General features: G+C 63.5%; 21 protein-coding genes. 9 read left to right on the forward strand and 12 right to left on the reverse strand.

What is annotated here, in order from left to right; genetic code table 11:
• Positions 1-2: 2 nt before the first annotated feature.
• The gene (locus B8446_RS03600) at positions 3-2,276 is read right to left on the reverse strand and encodes an ATP-dependent helicase (protein ID WP_048847437.1); all 2,274 of its coding nucleotides are present in this window, start codon (positions 2,274-2,276) and stop codon (positions 3-5) included.
• Positions 2,277-2,325: 49 nt separating this feature from the next.
• Between B8446_RS03600 and B8446_RS03605 the strand changes: the two genes are divergently transcribed.
• Entirely contained in the window at positions 2,326-2,997 is a 672-nt protein-coding gene (locus B8446_RS03605) for a JAB domain-containing protein (RefSeq protein WP_241767613.1), read from the forward strand.
• Positions 2,998-3,126: 129 nt separating this feature from the next.
• On the opposite strand, the gene B8446_RS03610 is transcribed toward B8446_RS03605, so the two are convergent.
• On the reverse strand, positions 3,127-3,828 hold the full coding sequence (locus B8446_RS03610) for an HAD hydrolase-like protein (RefSeq protein ID WP_048847251.1): 702 nt from the start codon (positions 3,826-3,828) through the stop codon (positions 3,127-3,129).
• Positions 3,829-3,888: 60 nt separating this feature from the next.
• Between B8446_RS03610 and radC the strand changes: the two genes are divergently transcribed.
• Positions 3,889-4,665: a RadC family protein gene (radC, locus tag B8446_RS03615; RefSeq protein WP_306301100.1), complete on the forward strand. Its 777-nt coding sequence runs from the start codon at positions 3,889-3,891 to the stop codon at positions 4,663-4,665.
• Here the strand turns inward: radC and B8446_RS03620 are convergent.
• The 6 genes from B8446_RS03620 to rpmE all read right to left on the reverse strand — a co-directional run bounded on the left by B8446_RS03620 (position 4,660) and on the right by rpmE (position 8,382).
• A complete protein-coding gene (locus tag B8446_RS03620) occupies positions 4,660-5,784 on the reverse strand; it encodes a 5-(carboxyamino)imidazole ribonucleotide synthase (RefSeq protein WP_048847252.1) in 1,125 nt (374 codons plus the stop codon). The two genes, radC and B8446_RS03620, sit on opposite strands and share 6 nt — an antisense overlap.
• On the reverse strand, positions 5,781-6,317 hold the full coding sequence (gene purE / locus B8446_RS03625; protein WP_048847254.1) for a 5-(carboxyamino)imidazole ribonucleotide mutase: 537 nt from the start codon (positions 6,315-6,317) through the stop codon (positions 5,781-5,783). Before purE ends, B8446_RS03620 begins: the two co-directional genes overlap by 4 nt.
• Positions 6,314-6,514, reverse strand: coding sequence for a DUF465 domain-containing protein (locus B8446_RS03630; RefSeq protein ID WP_048847257.1), 201 nt, complete (start codon positions 6,512-6,514; stop codon positions 6,314-6,316). Before B8446_RS03630 ends, purE begins: the two co-directional genes overlap by 4 nt.
• A gap of 100 nt (positions 6,515-6,614) precedes the next feature.
• On the reverse strand, positions 6,615-7,196 hold the full coding sequence (locus B8446_RS03635; RefSeq protein WP_048847260.1) for a DUF1013 domain-containing protein: 582 nt from the start codon (positions 7,194-7,196) through the stop codon (positions 6,615-6,617).
• A gap of 230 nt (positions 7,197-7,426) precedes the next feature.
• The gene (locus tag B8446_RS03640) at positions 7,427-7,909 is read right to left on the reverse strand and encodes an Hsp20 family protein (protein ID WP_048847440.1); all 483 of its coding nucleotides are present in this window, start codon (positions 7,907-7,909) and stop codon (positions 7,427-7,429) included.
• 242 nt (positions 7,910-8,151) lie between these two features.
• The gene (gene rpmE, locus B8446_RS03645; RefSeq protein WP_048847262.1) at positions 8,152-8,382 is read right to left on the reverse strand and encodes a 50S ribosomal protein L31; all 231 of its coding nucleotides are present in this window, start codon (positions 8,380-8,382) and stop codon (positions 8,152-8,154) included.
• Between the two features lie 245 nt (positions 8,383-8,627).
• On the opposite strand from rpmE, the gene mscL reads away from it, so the two are divergent.
• The gene (mscL, locus tag B8446_RS03650; protein WP_048847265.1) at positions 8,628-9,107 is read left to right on the forward strand and encodes a large-conductance mechanosensitive channel protein MscL; all 480 of its coding nucleotides are present in this window, start codon (positions 8,628-8,630) and stop codon (positions 9,105-9,107) included.
• A 128-nt stretch (positions 9,108-9,235) separates the two neighbouring features.
• On the forward strand, positions 9,236-9,589 hold the full coding sequence (locus B8446_RS03655) for a hypothetical protein (RefSeq protein WP_048847267.1): 354 nt from the start codon (positions 9,236-9,238) through the stop codon (positions 9,587-9,589).
• A 19-nt stretch (positions 9,590-9,608) separates the two neighbouring features.
• On the opposite strand, the gene secF is transcribed toward B8446_RS03655, so the two are convergent.
• Together secF and secD are read right to left on the reverse strand one after the other, a co-directional pair.
• Positions 9,609-10,544: a protein translocase subunit SecF gene (secF, locus tag B8446_RS03660; RefSeq protein WP_048847443.1), complete on the reverse strand. Its 936-nt coding sequence runs from the start codon at positions 10,542-10,544 to the stop codon at positions 9,609-9,611.
• Positions 10,545-10,558: 14 nt separating this feature from the next.
• Positions 10,559-12,094 (reverse strand): protein translocase subunit SecD, encoded by a 1,536-nt coding sequence (gene secD, locus B8446_RS03665; RefSeq protein ID WP_048847269.1) that lies wholly within the window; start codon positions 12,092-12,094, stop codon positions 10,559-10,561.
• Between the two features lie 171 nt (positions 12,095-12,265).
• Here secD and B8446_RS03670 point away from each other — a divergent pair, with 171 nt between their 5' ends.
• Positions 12,266-13,273: a Gfo/Idh/MocA family protein gene (locus tag B8446_RS03670; RefSeq protein ID WP_048847271.1), complete on the forward strand. Its 1,008-nt coding sequence runs from the start codon at positions 12,266-12,268 to the stop codon at positions 13,271-13,273.
• On the opposite strand, the gene B8446_RS03675 is transcribed toward B8446_RS03670, so the two are convergent.
• The gene (locus tag B8446_RS03675; protein WP_048847273.1) at positions 13,270-15,066 is read right to left on the reverse strand and encodes an ABC-F family ATP-binding cassette domain-containing protein; all 1,797 of its coding nucleotides are present in this window, start codon (positions 15,064-15,066) and stop codon (positions 13,270-13,272) included. The genes B8446_RS03670 and B8446_RS03675 overlap by 4 nt on opposite strands.
• 55 nt (positions 15,067-15,121) lie before the next feature.
• Positions 15,122-15,856 (reverse strand): PhyR family response regulator anti-anti-sigma factor, encoded by a 735-nt coding sequence (locus B8446_RS03680; RefSeq protein WP_048847275.1) that lies wholly within the window; start codon positions 15,854-15,856, stop codon positions 15,122-15,124.
• 131 nt (positions 15,857-15,987) lie between these two features.
• On the opposite strand from B8446_RS03680, the gene B8446_RS03685 reads away from it, so the two are divergent.
• From B8446_RS03685 to B8446_RS03700, 4 genes are all read left to right on the forward strand, one after another.
• Positions 15,988-16,503: a sigma-70 family RNA polymerase sigma factor gene (locus B8446_RS03685; protein ID WP_241767615.1), complete on the forward strand. Its 516-nt coding sequence runs from the start codon at positions 15,988-15,990 to the stop codon at positions 16,501-16,503.
• A 154-nt stretch (positions 16,504-16,657) separates the two neighbouring features.
• Positions 16,658-17,233: a sigma-70 family RNA polymerase sigma factor gene (locus B8446_RS03690; protein WP_048847277.1), complete on the forward strand. Its 576-nt coding sequence runs from the start codon at positions 16,658-16,660 to the stop codon at positions 17,231-17,233.
• Positions 17,234-17,529: 296 nt separating this feature from the next.
• Entirely contained in the window at positions 17,530-17,715 is a 186-nt protein-coding gene (locus B8446_RS03695; RefSeq protein ID WP_048847280.1) for a NepR family anti-sigma factor, read from the forward strand.
• Between the two features lie 168 nt (positions 17,716-17,883).
• On the forward strand, positions 17,884-19,575 hold the full coding sequence (locus B8446_RS03700; protein ID WP_148505827.1) for a sensor histidine kinase: 1,692 nt from the start codon (positions 17,884-17,886) through the stop codon (positions 19,573-19,575).
• Positions 19,576-19,592 lie beyond the last annotated feature (17 nt).

Consider the following 19,592-nt stretch of genomic DNA (forward strand, 5'->3'; position numbering starts at 1 on the left):
CCTCACGATGCCAGCTCCACGAAACCCGCCATCACCCGCTTCTCACCCGCCTTCTCGAAATTGATTGCCAACCGGTCGTCATCGACCCCGATGACGACGCCGTAGCCGAATTTCTGATGAAACACACGTGCGCCAAGCGGAATGTTTGTGGAGGGTTTCGGCAGCACGTCGGTCACGCGCGGTATGCGCGGTTCGTTCCGGCTTGCGGCCCGCGCATGGATCGGCCCGGCCGTGAAGACCGAAGGGGCATTGGCAAGCTGACGCCGCTCGGTCATCGCCTGGCCGCGATGCTCGACATGCTCGGACGGAATTTCCTCGATGAAACGCGAGGGGATCGCGCTCTGCCAGTTGGCATAGATGCGGCGGTTCGCAGCATGAAGAATGATCGCACGCTTGCGGGCACGCGTCAGGCCGACATAGGCGAGCCTGCGTTCTTCCTCGAGGCCCTTGTTGCCGCCTTCATCCATCGTGCGCTGGGACGGGAATACGCCTTCCTCCCAGCCGGGCAGGAACACGGTGTCGAACTCCAGGCCCTTGGCACCATGCAGCGTCATCAGGCTGATCTTGTCGTTGCCCGAGTTGTCCTCGGCGTCCATGACGAGGGAGACATGCTCGAGAAAGCCCGCCAGCGAGCCGAAATCGGTCAGGGCGCGGATCAGTTCGCGAATATTGTCCAGCCGCCCCGGCGCTTCGGGCGACTTGTCGTTGCGCCACATGGCCAGATACTGGCTATCCTCCAGCATCCGCTCGACCACGACGACATGCCCGTCGGACGACAGCCGGTCGCGTGCGTGATCGAAGACATCCATGAGTTCGCGCAGCGCCTCGCGGGCCTTGCCCTTGATTGCGTTGGTCTCGAGCTGATGCGCGACAGCGGCACTCAGCGGCACGCCAAGCGCGCGCGCCTGCACGTAGAGTTTCTGCAGCGCGGCGGTGCCGACGCCCCGACGCGGCACATTGATGATCCGCTCGAACGCAAGATCGTCCGCCGGCTGAGCAAGGACGCGCATGTAGGCCATCGCATCGCGGATTTCGGCACGCTCATAGAACCGCAGGCCCCCGACGACGCGATAGGGCAAGCCGAGCGTCATCAGCCGTTCCTCGAAGGGGCGCGTCTGGAAACCGGCCCGCATCAGGATCGCAATCTCGGACAGAGGATGGCCATCGGCGCGCAGTTGCTCGATGGCGCCCGCCACGATCCGCGCTTCCTCATCCGAATCCCAGACCCCGATGACCTGCACGCGCTCGCCGGTCGCGTCCTCGCGTCCGGAGCGGAGCGTCTTGCCGAGACGTCCGTCGTTGTGGGCGATCAGCCCGGCCGCAGCGGCAAGGATCTGCTCGGTCGACCGATAATTGCGCTCCAGACGGACAATCTTCGCGCCCGGATAGTCGTGCTCGAACCGCAGGATGTTTTCGACTTCGGCCCCGCGCCAGGAATAGATCGACTGGTCGTCATCGCCGACGCAGGCGATATTGGACGGGCCCTGGTCGCGTTTCGCCAGAAGACGCAGCCACAGATGCTGGATCGTGTTGGTGTCCTGATACTCGTCCACCAGGATATAGCGGAAATAGCGGTGATACTGTGCCAGCACATCCGGCTGTGTCCGCAGGATCTCCAGCATGTGCAGCATCAGATCGCCGAAATCGCACGCATTCAGCGCAACCAGCCGGTCCTGATATTCACCATAGATCCGCCGCGCGATGCCGTTGCCCGCGTAATCCGTATCCTCGGCCGGCGTGATCCGCGCAGGCGTCAGGCCACGGTCCTTCCAGCGCTGGATGACACCAAGCAAACCCTGCGGAGGCCAACGCTTGGTATCGATCCGATAGGGCTCCATGATCTGCTTGAGCAGGCGGATCTGATCGTCGGTGTCGAGGATCGTGAAGTTCTGGCGCAGGCCTACGTATTCGGCATGACGCCGCAGCATGCGCGCGCAGATCGCATGGAACGTGCCGAGCCAAAGCCCCTCCGGCGGCGTACCGAGAAGAGCGCCCACGCGCTCGCGCATCTCGCGCGCTGCCTTGTTCGTGAAGGTCACGGCCAGGATCTGGTTCGGCCGCGCGCGTCCGGTCAGCAGGATGTGGGCGAAACGCGTCGTCAGCACGCGAGTCTTGCCGGTGCCGGCACCTGCGAGAATCAGGAGCGGGCCTTCGGTCGTCTCGATCGCGAGACGCTGCTCGGGATTCAGCCGATCGAGATAGTCGCTGGCTGGCGCCGGAGCCGGATCCTGACTGGTCAGGCCGGAGAAGATGTCGGAAAGTTGGGTCACGCCCATCATCATAGAGGCACCCGCCCGCATGGCCAACGCAGGATCGGCTGCAAGCATGTTCAGCAATACCGGCCCGCAAGGCCACCGTGCCCGGATGCGCGCACGCGTCCTTGCCGCAGGCGCCCAGTCGCTTGCCGACTATGAAGTGCTGGAAATGCTGCTGTTCTTCGGCATTCCCCGGCGCGACACCAAGCCGCTGGCCAAGGCGCTGATCAATGAATTCGGCAGCCTGTTCGCCGTATTGCGGGCGCCGACACGCGCGCTCAGGGCGGCGTCCCTGTCGGACGATGCGATCCGGGCCCTCAGGCTGGTTCCGGTCATGGCCGAGCGCCTTGCCGGCGCGGAGGCCCGCGCCCGTCCGCCTCTCGGCAACTGGGACCAGTTGCTCGGCTATCTCGATCTGGCGTTGCAGGGCGCCGTCTCTGGTCAGTTCCGGGTCCTGTTCCTTGACAACCGGAACATGCTGCTGGCCGATGAGGCGATTGCCGAGGCCGATCGGGACGACATGACCCGTGCGATCTTCCGGCGTGCGCTGGCGCTGCATGCAACGGCCCTGATTGCAATCCAGCCGAGCGACGGCACGGATCTGTCCGATCAGGCTGATGCCCGCGCCGACCTCGTCTCGAAGATGGCACTGCGGTCCGGGGCGCTGTCGATCACGGTCCATGACGTCATGATCGTCGGACCGGGAAACTGGCTCAGCCTGCGGCAGGAAGGCCGCCTGTAGGACGCCCCGACAGGACAGGTGCGACCTGGCAGACCGGTCCGCCAACAAACCGTCTCGTCAGCAGGCAGCGATGATGCGTGTGGTCCGGCAGTAAAGCGGCCAACGACGAATCGGCCTTCGCAACGGCTCTCAGGCGGTGTGCGCCGCAGACAGCCGCAACTGCCGCTCGATCGCATCGGGCAGGCCGTCGGGCACCGTGACGATCGCATCCGCCCCGGCCTCGGTAAGCTCCGCTTCCCCACCATAGCCCCACAGGACACCGATCGCGCGCATAGCGTTCGCATGCGCGCCGGAGATATCGAAGCGACGATCGCCGATCATGACGCAGCGCTCCGGGCGCAGGTCGTGATCGCGCAGGATGCCTGCGATCATTTCCGGCTTTTCGGCACCCGTATCGTCCGGGTTCGCTCCGCAGATGGCGTCGAAACAGGCATCGAGGCCATGCCGGGCCAGGATCTGGCGCGCCAGCACCGCCGGCTTCGACGTCGCAAGATAAAGCTTGGTCTCCGAGGCGGACAGTGCTTCGAGATAGCTTGCCATGTGCGGGAACAGCGGCGTGCTCGGAACGCCGACATCCTGATAGAACGCGCGGTAGAGTGCGATAGCGTGGTCAGTCCGGGTATCGCCGTAATGCGCGATGACCTGACCGATCAAATCGGCCAGCGGTGGCCCAACGACCCAGGTGAGGTCCACGGAGCGGTCCGGCTCATGACCGAGTTCCGCAATCACACGATGAATGGTCGCGATGATTCCTGCGCGACTATCAATGATCGTGCCATCGAGATCGAACAGAACGGCTGTCCGCTCGGGCAGCGACGTAAATATTGTCATGATGCCATCCTAGCACGCATGATCTGATCTTGCGCCAGTGCCCGACAGCAGAGCCGAATCTTGAGCGATACACCTCCCGATCGACCGGTCCCCGCCAGCGGCTTTCGAGATGCGGGCGGCTTTCGCGGCAATATCACGACCCTGCAGGCGGCCTTGCCTGACGAGGCACCGCCGCCTGATCCGAAACAGGCCCTGCTGACCGGACGCGCGCGTTATCTGGATGACGCAGACATCCTGGCCCTGACGCTCGAGATTGTGACTGCGAGCGCGCGCAGCACCTCACAGTCTCCGGAAATTCTGGCCGGCACGCTTCTCGAGCGGTTCGGCTCGGCGGCCGGCACGTTATCCGCGAGCGAGCAGGCGCTGGCAGGCGTCAGCCAACTTGGGCGTCACGTCGTGCCGGGACTGCGCCTGTTGCAGGAGGCAGCACTCCGGTACAACCGGGCACGTCTGGACGCATCGGATATCCTGTCCAACCCACAGACCTTGCTGGATTATCTGACTGCACGTCTGGCACGCGAAAGCGTCGAACAGTTCCGGATCGTGTTTCTCGACGCACGCGGCGCGCTTCTCGCCGACGAGGCACAGGCCCGAGGCACCGTGAACCACACGCCGGTCTATCCCCGTGAAGTCGCGCGCCGGGCAATGGAGCTGAATGCGGCCAGCATCGTCTTGGTCCACAACCACCCTAGCGGCGATCCGACACCCTCGGAGGCGGATTTCCAGATGACGACCATGGTCCGAAACGCAGCCGATACCATCGGTGTCGAAGTCGTCGATCACCTGATCATCGGCAACGGCCGCCATGTAAGCTTCCGCGAACTCGGCGCATTATAGCGCCGCGAGCGGACCCAGCGCATCAGCGATGCCGAACAGTCCCGGCAATCCGCCTTTTGGGAAGATCAGATTGACATGGCCCATCTTGCGCCCCGGCCTTGCTGAGTCCTTGCCATAAAGATGCAGCGCAAGTCCTTCGGTTTGAAGGATTTCCGGGCACAAGGCCATCGCATCCGGCCCCACCAGGTTTTTCATCGCTGCGTCGGCAAAACGCGACGGATCGGGCATCGGCAGATTGGCAACGGCCCGGACATGCATCTCGAACTGGTCGATGAGACAGGCATTCATCGTCCAGTGTCCGGAGTTATGCGGACGCGGCGCGATCTCGTTGACCAACAGGGCATCGTCCGACGTCTGGAACATCTCGACGCCCATGATGCCGACCAGATCGAGTGCCACGGCCAACTGCATGGCCAGTGCAGCGGCATCGGCCGCGACGTCGTTCGTCACCTGAGCCGGTGCCAGGCTCAGGTCGAGAATTCCATTGGCGTGATGGTTCTCGGTGACGGCGAATGTGCGGCAATTGCCGTCCGTTCCTCGGGCCACCATGACGCTCAGTTCACGGGCAAAATCGACGACGGCCTCGGCCACCATCGGGTAAGGCAGCGCGCCGTGATCGAGGCAGGCCAGATCATCCGCCGAGCGAATGCGGAACTGCCCTTTTCCGTCGTAGCCGCCACGCGCCGACTTCAGGATCAGCGGCAGGCCCAGTGTCGCCACTGCAGTGTCGATGTCGGCTTCTTCGTGGACCGGCTTCCATGGCGCGATCCGAAGACCCGCTGCTTCCAGGGACTGCTTTTCGATGATCCGATCCTGGCTGAGCGCAAGGATCCGGCCTGCGGGCCGCACCGGACGCATGGTCTCGAGCAGTTCGAGCCCTTCTGCGCTGATGTTCTCGAATTCAAACGTCACGACATCGACCGCTTCCGCGAACCGGCGCAGCACGTCAGGGTCGTCATAAGCGCCGATCGTCGCGCTGGAGGCGACCTGCAGGGCAGGTGCATCGGCTTCGGGCGTCAGGATATGCACACGCAGGCCCAGCCGTTGGGCAGCGACCGCCGACATACGTCCCAGTTGACCGCCACCGATAATCCCGATGGTGCGAACAGTCGACGTCACGCCTCGGGTTCGTCCGCAACGGATGCCGTGCGCATGGCGCGCCAGGCCTCGAGACGGGCCTCGAGCACAGGGTTGGACAGCGACAGGATGGATGCCGCCAGCAGGGCCGCGTTGATCGCGCCGGCCTTGCCGATGGCAAGCGTGCCGACCGGAACGCCGCCGGGCATCTGGACGATCGACAGCAGGCTGTCCATACCCTTCAATGCCGCACTCTCAACGGGCACGCCAAGCACCGGCAGATGAGTCCAGGCCGCGCACATGCCCGGCAGGTGGGCGGCACCCCCGGCACCGGCGATAAGGACACGAAGACCGCGGCCACGCGCATCGCGGGCATAGCTCATCATCCGGTCAGGCGTGCGATGGGCCGAGACGATCCGGCGCTCATGCGCGATCTCGAGTTCATCCAGAACACCCACGCAGTGACGCATCGTTTCCCAGTCGGACTGGGATCCCATGATCACGCCGACAAGCGGCGTGACATCACCATCGATCGTGGGATCAGCGGGGTCGGACAGGGTCTGTGTTTCGCTCATGCGATGTCATCCGGAATCATGCGGGTCTCGATCCAGGAGATCTCGTCCTTCAGCAGCAGCTTGCGCTTCTTCAGACGCTGGAGCTGGAGCTGGTTGAGCGGATGGGTCACCAGCCGCTCGATCACCGTATCGAGGTCGCGATGCTCGCTGCGCAGCTCGTGCAGCTTGCGCAGCATGGTCTCGCGGTCTGTCAGCATCGCCACCCTATGATTGCAATCGGTCAGTCGATCCGGCGCGAGGACGCCGAAGCCTTACGGGCCGCATAGCACGGCCTGTTCATCACTTCGAGGATGCCGATCAGACGTCGGCGTCTTCGAAGCTGTCGGGGATGCTGACCGGAACGGCCTGACCCTCACGCGTCAGGCGCTCGTTGGCCGACTGCACCGAAGCGTTGAGATCGGTCTGGCTGCACAGGCCCAGGATCACGGGATCGCGCGGCTTGATGTTGGCCGAGTTCCAATGCTGGCGATCGCGAACCTTCGCGATGGTATCCTTCGTCGTGCCGAGAAGCTTGATGATCTGCGCTTCCGACAGCTGCGGGAACTGGCGCAGCAGGAACGCGATCGCGTCGGGACGGTCATTGCGCTTGGCAATCGGGGTATACCGCGCCCCTTTGGAGCGGCGTGCAACCGGACTGTGGTTGGCCAGCATCTTCAGACGCAGGTCGGGATTCTTTTCGCAGCGGGCGATGTCGTCCTGCGAGACCTGGTGGTTCTTGACCGGATCGTATCCGACGATGCCGGCTGCCACTTCGCCATCCGCAATCGCCTGGATCTCGAGCGGGTGCATCCCGCAGAATTCCGCGATCTGCGTGAAAGTGAGGCCGGTCTTCTCGATCAGCCACACTGCGGTGGCTTTCGGCATGAGAGGCAGGGTCATGATGGTCCTATGTGCCAGGATGCTTTGCGACTGACGCGCAGGCACCGGACCTTATCCCGACTCCGAGGGAAGAGCGGCCAGCCTGACCAGACCGACCATCGCGGCACCTGCAGATGCACAAGCGATATGGCGGTCATATGGAGCGCGGCACGTGTGCCGGTCAAGCCTGATCGGAGCACCGGACGAAAAAGGGCCGCCCGAAGGCGGCCCTTTCCCTTGTCACCGAACCCTCAGGCGGCGTGGTCAAGCTCCGCCGGCGCTTCGGACGGCGCTGTCGTCTCGACACGCGGCGCTTCACCGACGGTCACCGGGATCCGACGCGGCTTGAGAGCCTCGGGCGTCACCCGACGGACGGACACGGTCAGCAGTCCGTTCACCAACTGCGCATCGCCGATCTCGATGTGATCCGCGAGCACGAAGCGGCGCTCGAAGGCGCGCGTGGCAATCCCGCGATGCAGCCATTCGCCGGTCGTCGACTGTGTCGGGACGCTGCCCTTGATCGTCAGGGTGTTGTCGGCAAGCGTCAGTTCCACATCATCGGGGCCGAACCCCGCGAGCGCCATGGTGAGCGTGTAGGTCGCATCACCGGTCTTCTCGATGTTGTAGGGCGGATAGCCGGACGACCCCTGGCTCTGGGATGCCGTGTCCACAAGGCGCGCAAGGCGATCAAAGCCGATTGCAGTGCGGAAGAGGGGTGCGAAATCATAGGTCATGATAAAAACCTCCTTCAGGCAGGTCTTGCTGCTGGCGTCTCCCGGCATTCCGGCAAGACGCGCTTCTTGAATTCTGTCACGGCCCGGTATGGCACCGCGACAGACAGGACATGTTCACAGGCAACGACCCTTTCAAGGCCCACAACCCGGGATTTCGGATTATTTTCCTAAGTCCGGACAACAAAAAACGCCGACCCGGAGACCGGATCGGCGTTCCTGCAGGCGCGGGGCCGGGCGAAGACTTACTTCGAGCCGCGGCCGCTGATGCCGGCGAAGCGCTTGTTGAACTTCGCGATCTGGCCACCCGTGTCGAGGATGCGCTGCACGCCGGTCCACGCGGGATGGGACTTCGGGTCCACGTCGAGGCGCAGGGTCGCGCCCGGTGTGCCGTAGCAGGACCGTGTGACGTATTCGGTGCCATCGGTCATGATGACGGTGATGTCGTGGTAATCGGGGTGGATGCCGGACTTCATGGAATCTCGAACCTTCTGGCCTTGGAGGGCTCCGATGCCGACCGGAGCAGAAGACGCGGCCTATAACGGAACTCCGTCGCCGGATCAAACAGGAACGACAGGATAGACGTCGAAAACCGGCGGGCGTCGGGCCACTGAACTTTTGCCGCGTTATTTCGCTTGGCCCCCGAAAGGGAACACGGCAACCTTTTGATCATCGAAACATGCGGCCAACACAGCGCCGCAAGCAGCGTAAGGACCCACGCATGAGTGGACACAGTCACCATATCCAGAAGCCCGGCTGGGTTGGAGAATTCCAGAAGTTTCTCGTCCGCGGCAACGTGGTCGATCTCGCCGTCGGTATCATCATCGGCGCGGCGTTCACTGCGATCGTCTCGAGCCTCGTCAAGGATATCCTGACGCCGTTCATCGGTCTCCTCACCGGCGGCATCGACTTCTCGAACATCTTTATCACGCTGAAGGGGCCGCACGCCGCGACGCTCGCGGATGCCCAGAAGGTCGGCGCCGTCACCGTCAATGTCGGCGTCTTCCTGAATGCGGTGATCCAGTTCCTGATCGTGTCCTTCGTGGTGTTCTGGCTGGTGAAGCTCGTGTCCATGGCCCGCGCCAAGCCGCAGCCCGCGCCCGCGACGCCGCCGGAGCCGAGCAAGAGCGAAGTGCTCCTCAGCGAAATCCGCGACCTGCTCGCGACCCGTACGGGCGAGACGCTCCCGCCGCGCGTCTGATCGCCAGTCGATCGCCGCACCGCATGGTGCGGCACAGGCCCGCATGCGCCCGGTCCTTGCATTTCGCGGGGGCCGGGCGAATTGTGTCGGCCATCATTCCATCTGCTACAGCACCTTCAGGAGGCCCCATGGCATCGCGCAGGATCCTGACCCTGATCGCCACACTGATCGGGCTCTCGGGATGTGCCGCGCCGGGCGCGGAACGCGTGGCGACGGAGCCCACATCGCCGCACAGCCTCGTCTACACGTATCTCATGGCGCACGGCATGGCTTACGGGTACGTGATGGCAAGCGGCCCGAACACGCCTAATCTGAACATTCTCGTGGCGCTCGACCACAATGCCTGGATGCTGGTTCTCAACGAACTCAAGGCACCCAGCAACCGACATCTCGCTCAGGCGAACGGGGCCGTCGACAGGCTGATTGCGGCCGTCACGCCGCCGGACACGGCACCGACCGTCGATCACCGCGGCCCACGCTGACGGGCCACGGTGCGTCTCGTCAGGGGCGTGCCGCGTCCCGACGCAGGCGCTTTTCGCCCATGAGCAGCAGGAGCGGGGCTGCGATGAAGATCGATGACGACGTGCCGACGACGATGCCGAAGAGCATGACGGTCGCAAATCCCGACAGCGAATGACCGCCGAACAGCGCCAGCGGCAGGGCCGCGAGGAACACGGTCGATGACGTGCCGAGCGTGCGGTTCAGCGTCTCGTTGATCGAGAGGTCGAGCAGTTCACGCAGCGGCATGGTGCGATATTTACGCAGATTCTCGCGCACGCGGTCATAGACCACGACCTTGTCGTTGGTCGAATAGCCGAGGATCGTCAGGATCGCGGCCACCATCACCAGATCGAACTGGAAGCGGGTCAGCGCGAGAAATCCGATCGTCTTGGTCAGATCGAGGATGAGCGTGATCACGGCGGAGACCGCGAACTCCCATTCGAAGCGGACCCAGATATAGACGAGGATCATGGCAAGGCTGCACACCAGCGCCAGGATCCCGTCCCGGAACAGCTCCGACGAGACGGACGCACCGACAGCATCGGCGCGCACCACTTCGGCACCCGGCTGCGCCTGTGCCACAGCATCGCGCACGGCGTGCTCGATGTTCTGTGTCTGGGCCTCGTGATCCGGACCTTCGCGCGGTGCGTCGATCTGGATCAGGACGTCGTTATCGGCGCCGAATTTCTGGATGCCGGCCGCCGAAACATGATGTTCCGCCAGCACCGTGCGCAGCTTGCCGAAATCGGCGGGGCCTTGCGTGCGGGCCTCGATGACGATTCCGCCCCGAAAATCCAGGCCCAGCGACAGGCCGGGGTAGAAGAACAGGATCAGCGACAGGACCGAGAGAACGGCCGAGGTCGCGAGACCGGCCTTGCGACCGCGCATGAAGCCGATGCGGTGATCGTCGCGCACGAAGCGGAAGCGGGGGGACATGGCTGTGCTCGACATCAGACGGGAAGGGTTTGCGGACGGGTGTTGGCATACCAGCGCACCATCAGCAGGCGCGACAGCACGAGCGTCGTGAACAGCGTGGTGGCAATGCCGATCGTGATCGTCAGCGCGAAGTTGCGAACGGGTCCGGCCCCGAAGACGAACAGCATGACATGGGCCAGAAAGGCCGTCGCGTTACTGTCGATGACGGTACCGGTCGCGCGCTCGAAGCCGACCTGCATGGCCTGAAGCGGCCCGCGCCCGCGCTTGACCTCCTCGCGGATGCGCTCGTTGATCAGGATGTTCGCATCGACCGCCATGCCGAGCGTGAGCAGGATGCCCGCCATGCCCGGCAGCGTCAGCGTTGCCTCGAAGAGCGACAGGATCGCCATCATCAGGATCAGGTTCGCGAGCAGGGCGATGTCGGCGTAGAGCCCGAAGCGGCCGTAGAACAGCGCCATGAAGATGACGACCAGCACGAACCCGACCGCCAGCGAGATCGCACCGGCCCGGATCGAGTCGGCTCCGAGCGACGGCCCGATCGACCGCTGCTCGATGACCGCGAGCGGCGCGGGCAGGGCGCCTGCGCGGAGCAGGAGCGCCAGATCGGTCGCCTGCTGGGCGGTGAAGCTGCCGGTGATCTGTCCGGTGCCGGTCGTGATCGGGCTCTGGACCACGGGTGCTTCGATGACCTTGTTGTCGAGGACGATCGCGAAACGCTTGCCGACATTGGCGCGCGTCAGGGCGCCGAACTCCGCGGCTCCCACACGGTCGAACGTGAGCGTGACCGCCCACTGGCCGCTCTGCTGGTCGATCACGGCGCCCGCATTGGTCAGGTCCGCGCCATCGGCATCGACGTGATTGGAGATCGGCAGCTGCTGCTCGGGATTGTTGACCATCGGCAGCATGGTGGTCCCGCTGCCGCTTTCACCCACGAGCTGGAAAGTCATGCGGGCGGTGGTTCCAAGCAGCGCCTTGATGCGCTCGGGGTCCGAAATGCCCGGCAGCTCGACTGCAATACGGTCATCACCCTGGCGAGTGATGCTCGGGTCGATTGCGCCTGTCGCGTCGATGCGGCGGCGCACGATCTCGATCGACTGGCCGATCGCGTCGCGTCCGCGCTGCACCATCGCATCATGAGACAGAACGACCGCGATACGGCCATCGGCGCCCGTCTGCACCGAGAACTCGCCCGGCACGGCGCGAGGCATGTCGGACAATGCTGCGATATCGGCCTCACGCTCGCCCGTATCGCGCGGCAGGAAGGTCAGGCGCGCCGAAGCGGCATCACGTTGGAAATCGCGATACCCGAGCCCCTTGTCGAGCAGGGTGCGGCGGGCATTGTCCTCCAGGGACTGCAGCCGGGCGGCCGTCAGGCTCTGCAGGTCGATCCGCAGCAGCAGATAGGAGCCGCCACGAAGGTCGAGCCCCAGATGGATCTGTCGCCAGGGCAGGGACGGCATGGGCCGGTTCAGGGCATTGGGCAGGCAGAGCAGAAGCCCGAGCAGGCATATGCCCACCGTCCCAAGCATCCTCAGCCGGCTATAATACATCATGTCGGATCGGGTCGCCTCTCGCGGACGTCGAGCCCGTTGTCTCCGGCCTCTCGCCCCACGTTCACACCAAGTCGTTATCGGTCGCGGAACATGCCGTCATGCAGCCCGCGATGCAACCTTGGCCGCGCGCGGTCCGGAGGCTAGGACGGGAGCAGGGGAGAGACGCTGATGATCTTCGGGACACGCCGGACCCAGACCGAGGCTCGAACGCTTCGGGTGGGTATCGTGGGCGCAGGGCATTTCGGGCGCTTTCATGCGCTCAAGGCACGCGATTGCCCGCGCGAAACGCTCGTCGCACTCCATGACCCCGATTCGGCACGGGCGCAGCAGGTGGCCCTGGAAGCTGGCTGCGACGTCGTCCCCAGTCTCGATGCACTGATCGAGGCAGTGGATGCCGTCATCATTGCGGCACCCGCCGAGCAACACTTCCCGCTTGCGACGGCATGCCTCAATGCGGGCCGACACGTTCTGGTGGAAAAGCCGATCGCGGCCACGCTGGATGAAGCGACCGCTCTCGCCGAAACGGCGCGTAGAACACAATGCGTGCTGCAGGTCGGGCACCTGCTGCGCTATTCGGCGGAACACGCGGCGATCACCGAACGCATCGGTCGGCCGCTTTACATCGAAGCCACCCGAATCGCGCCCTATAAGCCACGCGGCACCGACGTTTCGGTGATCCTGGATCTGATGATCCATGATCTCGATCTCGTGCTGGCTATCGTGGACAGTCCGATCGAGAGCATCGATGCGCTCGGGGCGGCCGTATCCAGCCAGCACGAGGATATCGCCAACGCCCGCGTTCGGTTTGAGAATGGCTGCGTCTGCACCATCACGGCCAGCCGGATTTCACTGAAAACCGAGCGCCGGATGCGCCTGTTCTCGGAAGAGGGCTATCTCTCGGCCGATTTCATGGCTCGTGAGTTGAGCTTCATCGGACGCGAGCGTGGCCTGCCACTGCCCGGAACCGGTGGGTTCCGGCGCGAAGCCGTGTCCTGGCAGGATCACGACAATCTGGCCGCCGAGCATCTCACCTTCGCCGCAGCCTGTCTCGATGGTGCGCCCGTGCTTGTAGATGCAGAGGCCGGGCGCCGGGCGCTCGATGCAGCGCTCCGCGTTCATGCCAGCATCGCGGATAGTCGCGCGCGTATGGAGCTGTCGGGCCTGATCGGCGCCTAGCTCTCGATCGCTTCCCGCTTCATCTCGAGTTCCAGCCATTCTTCCTCTGCCGCCGTGAGCGCGGCTTCGGCCTCGGTCAACGCATCGGTCTGGCGCGTGAACATCTTGGGGTCGCGGGCATACAGGCCGGGATCCGAAAGGCTCGCCCGCGTCTTGACGATTGTCTCTTCGAGTTCAGCCATACGCTGTGGCAGCTTTTCCAGCGCAAGCTTGTCTTTGTAGGTGAGCTTTCGACTGTCGCTCTTTGGTTTTGCAGTATTTTTCTTTTCAGTCGCCGCAACATCGGCCGTACGTTCTTTGACGCCGGCTCCGCCTTGCGCCAGCATGTCGGAATAGCCGCCGGCATAATCCTGCCAATGACCATCACCTTCGGAAACCAGAACGGACGTCGCTACACGATCAAGGAAATCGCGATCATGGCTGACGAGAAGGACGGTACCCGGATATTCGTCCAGCATCTCCTGCAGCAGGTCCAGCGTTTCGATATCGAGATCATTGGTCGGCTCGTCGAGCACCATGAGATTGGACGGCTTCGCCAGTGCGCATGCGAGTGCCAGTCGGCCCCGCTCTCCGCCGGACAGATGGGCGACCGGTGTCCGCGCCTGCTCCGGGCGGAACAGGAAGTCCTTCATGTAGCCGATCACATGCCGCTTCTGGTCGCCAACCTGAACCATGTCGCCAGCACCACCCGTCAAGGTGTCGGCCAGCGTCTTTGACAGGTCGAGCTCAGCGCGCCGCTGATCGAGAGAGACGGTCGAGAGGGAGGCCCCGATCTCGATCCTGCCTTGGTCAGGAGCGTCCACGCCGGTGAGCAGGCGCAGAAGCGTCGTCTTTCCCGCACCGTTCGGCCCGACGATCGCAAGGCGATCGCCACGAAGAACGCGCAGGCTCAGATCGTCGATGACCGTGCGTTCGCCGAACGAGCGTCCCACGTGCTCTGCCGTCACCACGATCTTGGCAGCGCCCGATGCGCCTTGCGCGTCCATCTTCGGACCATCGGTGCTCGCGAAACGCGTGTCACGCCGCTGCTGACGCAAGGCAGCCAGTTCGGCCACACGGCGGACGTTGCGTTTGCGCCGGGCCGTGACGCCATAGCGCATCCAGTCTTCCTCGTGCGCGATCTGGCGATCGAGCTTGTGAGCAGCCAGTTCCTCCTGCTCGATGATCTCCTCACGCCAGGCCTCATAACGCGCGAAGCCCTGATCGAGCCTGCGAGTGATACCGCGATCCAGCCAGACCACCCCGCGAGACAACGTCTCCAGCAGGCGCCTGTCGTGGCTGATGACGATCATGGCGGACCGCGACGCCAGAAGCTCGCGTTCGAGCCATTCGATGCTCGGGAGATCGAGGTGATTGGTCGGCTCATCCAGCAGGAGCAGGTCGGGCTCCGCGGCAAGTGCCCAGGCCAGCGCGCACCGACGGGTCTCGCCACCGGAAAGTGTCGCAGTCGGCTCTTCGCCGGTCAGCCCCAGCTCGGCGAGCATGGCGCGGGCACGATAAGTTTCGTCCTCTGCAAGCCCTTGGGACGCATACGCCAAGGTCGTCGGAAAGGCGGACAGGTCGGGATCCTGCGGAAGATAAACGACTTTCGTGCCCGGCTGGACGAAGCGCGTACCTGAATCAGCCACAATTTGTCCTGCAGCGATGCGCAGGAGCGTGGATTTGCCGGAGCCGTTGCGGCCCACGAGGCAGAGCCGCTCGCCCTGTGTGACGCCGAGTTCGGCGCCGTCCAGGAGCGGCTTTCCGCCGAGAGTAAGAGTAATGTCTGAGAGAAGCAGGATCGGAGCGGCCATGCCCCGCTATGTCGCGCGATGGACAGCGCCGTGCAAGCCGGGCGTCCTTCGACGCCTAGATCGTCGGGATGCCCCCGGTCACCGCCTGATAGGTCGTGATGGCAAGCATCATCGGCTCGAACGGCTTGGTGATGACGAACGGCGGCTCCTCGGCTGCACCCGTCAACAGACGCTCCGGATAGGCGGTTACGAAGATCACCGGCGCCCGGTGCGTCTTCATGATGCGTCCAACTGCCTGCATGCCATCGTTGCCGTGTCCGAGATTGATGTCGGCAAGGATGAGCCCCGGCTTGTGCTCCTCCGCGAGGGCAACGGCTTCCGCCTCGGTCTGTGCGATGCCCACCACATTGTGACCGCACTGCTCGACCAGATCCTGGATGTCCATGGCGATGACCGGCTCGTCCTCGATGATGAGAACGGAGGTCTCGGCAACCGACCGGAGACCCGTTCGCGCCTTGGCGATTTCGAGTTCGGCAGTCTCGACGGGAATGTCGAGAATGGCCGCGGCCGTCGGCAGCGTCAGTTCCTCGAGGCCGGTCAGCAGAAGAAGCACACGCTGGTCAAAACCAAGTGTACCCTCGGCAACCGTCGCATTGTCGCGATAGCGTGCAATGATGTGTGCATAGAGCGCCTGGCGCGCCGGGGTGTCGGAGGAAGCTTCTGCCAGAAGTTCGGGAATGGCGGCGGCAACCAGCCGATCGCCGGCGGGCTGGTCGCCTGAAAGGGCACGGGCGAAACGCCGCGCCATCGGAAGGGCGCGGACCAGATCCTGTCGCCTCATATCGATCATGATCCGGTTGACTCCAGGCAAAGACGGTCCACATGCATGAGGTGACAATGCCACGACCCGGCATCGCCGAAAAGGGACGTGGCAAGTATAGGGATGTTCCTCTGATAACCGATGTCCAGGATCCGAAGCCGGTGCCGACCGATGCACCGGTGACAGTGCGGCGTGGGCTCGTGGCCATACTGCCGGATCTCCGTGGTTTTGCCCGTTTCCTGACGCGCGACGTCTCTGCGGCGGACGATCTCGTGCAGGAGACGATTGTGCGTGCTCTTGCATCGCAGGCCCAGTTTCGTCCCGGTACCAGTCTGAAGGCGTGGCTCTTCACAATTCAACGCAATGCGTTTTACGAGCAGCGCCGCAGACGCAAACGTGAAGACGAAATTCTCGATGGGATGGGACAGGACGGCAGCCTTGCCGGTCATCCGCTCTCCGAGCCCGGCCGCCATGACGACGTCTCCGATCTGACGACCCTTCTATGGAAACTGCCTGACATCTTTCGCGAAGCACTCATTCTGGTCGGCGCCCAGGAAATGACGCACGAAGAGGCGGCCACGGTCTGCGGCGTGCCCGTCGGCACCATGAAAGCCCGTGTCTCGCGGGCGCGGGCGCAGCTTGCGGAACTGGCAGCGCCGCAGCTCGCTACGGGCTGAATCTTCCGCCTGCACAGATTTTCTTTCGCAAAAAATCGGCGGAATTCCGCCACGCCTTCACCGCATCCGCTTTTTTCGCGCGATTTTTTCGTCTTCCCGGCAACCCTTTTTTTCTGCCGTTCATTGATTGGGCAGAAACACGGGAGACAAAGACATGACGACCTTCCACAGCCAGGTCATTGCCATTCTGCCGAAGCTGCGGGTTCAGGCCCTTTCTCTGACCCGCAATCGCGCAGCCGCTGAAGATCTGGTGCAGGACGCTGTCTGCAATGCGCTCGCCGCGCAGGATAGTTTCATTCCCGGCACCAATTTCTCGGCATGGATGCATCGCATCCTGCGCAACCGGTTCATCTCGGATCTCCGCAAGCGTCGTGATACCACGGACATCGACGATGTGCCCGCGGCATCGTTCGCAACCAACCCGACGCACGAGGACAACCTCGCGCTGAAGGACCTCTCGATGGCGCTGTCCCGTCTCCCGGCCGACCAGCGCGAAGCGCTCGTCATGGTCGTGGTCCAGGGCATGAGCTACGAGGCGCTGGCCGAAGCGACTGGCTGTGCAGTCGGCACGGCGAAGAGTCGTGTGTTCCGTGCCCGTCGTCAGCTTGAAGCCTGGATGACCGGCGATCTTCCGGCCAATGACAAGCTTCGCGTCAAGGTGTCCGCTCTGCGGGCCGCAATGGACGCACGCCAGCGTTCAGGTCAGCGGGGTGAAGATCTGCTGGGCTGATCTGTTACGATCGACATAAAACAGCAACAAGCCGGGCGCCGTGCAGTGGCGTCCGGTTTTTTGCGTGTATGCGTCCGAATTTGACGACACAATCAGAAACGATGCTGATATAAAGCCGGTTTTGAAACGTTATCCGGGTAAGCCAGCACCGTGGCAGTTCCGAAGGCTCGTCATTCGATGCCTGTGCGAATTCTGCCTTCATCGACGCTCGGTCCCGATCCGCCATATTGGCAAGGGCAACCATCGGTCCGATCAGCGGTTGTTTGAATATCGGTTTTTGAAGACAGGGTGATGCGATGAACCGGGGACCTGGCGGCGAACAGCCTGATCCTCCCAATTCCGACGCGCCGGAGGACGAAACTGCATTTGGGTTGTGGCTAAGGCGCGGTCTGCATCAGTTGTTTGACGACGTCGCCAACGAGCCGATCCCGGAGGAGTTACTGCGTCTGATCGAGGATGACAGGGACAAGACCCAGTCCTGAACAGTCTCCGGGCTGCACGCGTGGGCGCCTGCAGTCCAATCTGCTCTTTCGGCATGTCATAATCAGCTAAGTAAGGACCGTATTCTTTTGAACGGTAGCGCCCGGCGGTGGCCCTGGTCCAAATGGCCGCTAAAGTCGGCTGCGTGGTTTGATACGGTCGGATCGCGCGTGGTCAGCCTCATGCTGGGCGCGACCATGCCGCTTGCCATCATCGCAGCCCTGCTTGCCTGGAGAGCCTACGTGTCGGTTGCAAGCCAGGCGACCGGCTCCGCTGTCGGACTTGCCTCGCAGATCAACGGCGAGATCGAGCGCGATATCGATCGCACGACCGACACACTGACCGTTATTTCGGAGATGGCGTCAAACACCAGTGCCATGGCTGGACAGTTCGCGCTGATCCAGTCGGTGACGCTACATCGGTATTGCCTGATGGAACTGCGTGACGAGAGTGGCGTGCCGCTCGTCTCGGTTCGCGGAACCAGTTCCGACGGATGTCCGGGCGGCCTGACCGGCTCCGAGCCCATGACCGGCTCGGTAGGACAGACGGGCATCATCAACGTTCGCGGTCAGCTGCTGTCCCTCGTGAAACTACCTTGCCACTATCGGGACAACGCGGGGCACGATGCACGCGGTGTCATGCTCGGCATCAGGACGCTCGGCTGGCAGAACGACGCTCTGCCGCGCGATGACTCACGTCATACGCTGCTGACAGCTCTCGCCGGGCATGCGTGGTTCGTTACTCCAGGCAACGCTCCGTTTCCGGTCATTATCAACCAGGCCGGCGGAGATGCCCTGGATCCGGGCGTCGTGGCCAGGCTCGAGCGACAGGAAGCGCGCAAGCAGCATTCCGGCGAAATCGTCTACACGAAAACACATGGCGGCACGTGGGCGATGGGACCGGCCTTCGGCCCGGCCCGGGTCGTGGTCGCAACCATGCCCACACAGGACGAAGCGCATGCGCTGCGCCTGTTCGTTTGGCGTGTTTTCCTGATCACGACATTTCTGGCGCTCGAACTCGTCCTTGTGGCCATCGCGGCGCATGCGTTCCTCGTCGATCCCATGGAGACGCTGGCCAGCGCCGTCATGGAATGGCGACGGGGCGGGGCTTTCGCGCCGGATCTCGGGCGCGCCGTGCCGCTGGAGCTTCGTCATCTGGAACGCGCCATGACGCGTGCCACGATGCGGCTGAACCGGCATGAAGCGCGGCTGCGGCGCGCCGCCCAGAACCAGACGCTGCTGATCCGGGAGATCCATCATCGGGTCAAAAACAACCTTCAGGTTGTCGCCTCGCTTCTGAACCTTCAGGCCAGCCGCGTGCGATCCCCGGAAGCGCGCGAGGAGTTTCGGCTCGTGCGCGACCGTGTCCGGGCACTGGCAACGCTGCATCGCTATCTCTACCCTGATGGCGGCATTTCTCAGCTCGACGTCCGGTCGTTCATGGATGAACTCTGCCGACAGATTTTCACGGCCAATGGCTTTACTGAAACCGGCCGTGTTCGCCTGGACCTCGACGTCCAGACGGTTGCGATCTCACCCGATCAGGCCGTGCCGCTCGCCCTGATCGTGACCGAGGTGCTCAGTAACGCACTGCGCCATGCCTATCCGGATGACGGAACGGGACGCGTGCTGGTGCGGCTCGCCATGGACGGTGATCAGGCCGAGTTGATCGTTGCCGACAATGGCGTCGGCATTGCGGCGACCCGAACGGATGACGGGCGACGACCGGGCATTGGCCTGCAACTCATCCGGGGATTTGCGCGCCAGATCCGGGCGTCTCTGGATATCGAGACAGAACACGGGACCCGTTATCGGCTCCGGTTCACCCCTGAAAATGTACGGCGGACCGAAAACATTACCTGAACTTAAATGTTCAGCAA

Source organism: Tanticharoenia sakaeratensis NBRC 103193, assembly GCF_000963885.1.
GTDB lineage: Bacteria > Pseudomonadota > Alphaproteobacteria > Acetobacterales > Acetobacteraceae > Tanticharoenia > Tanticharoenia sakaeratensis.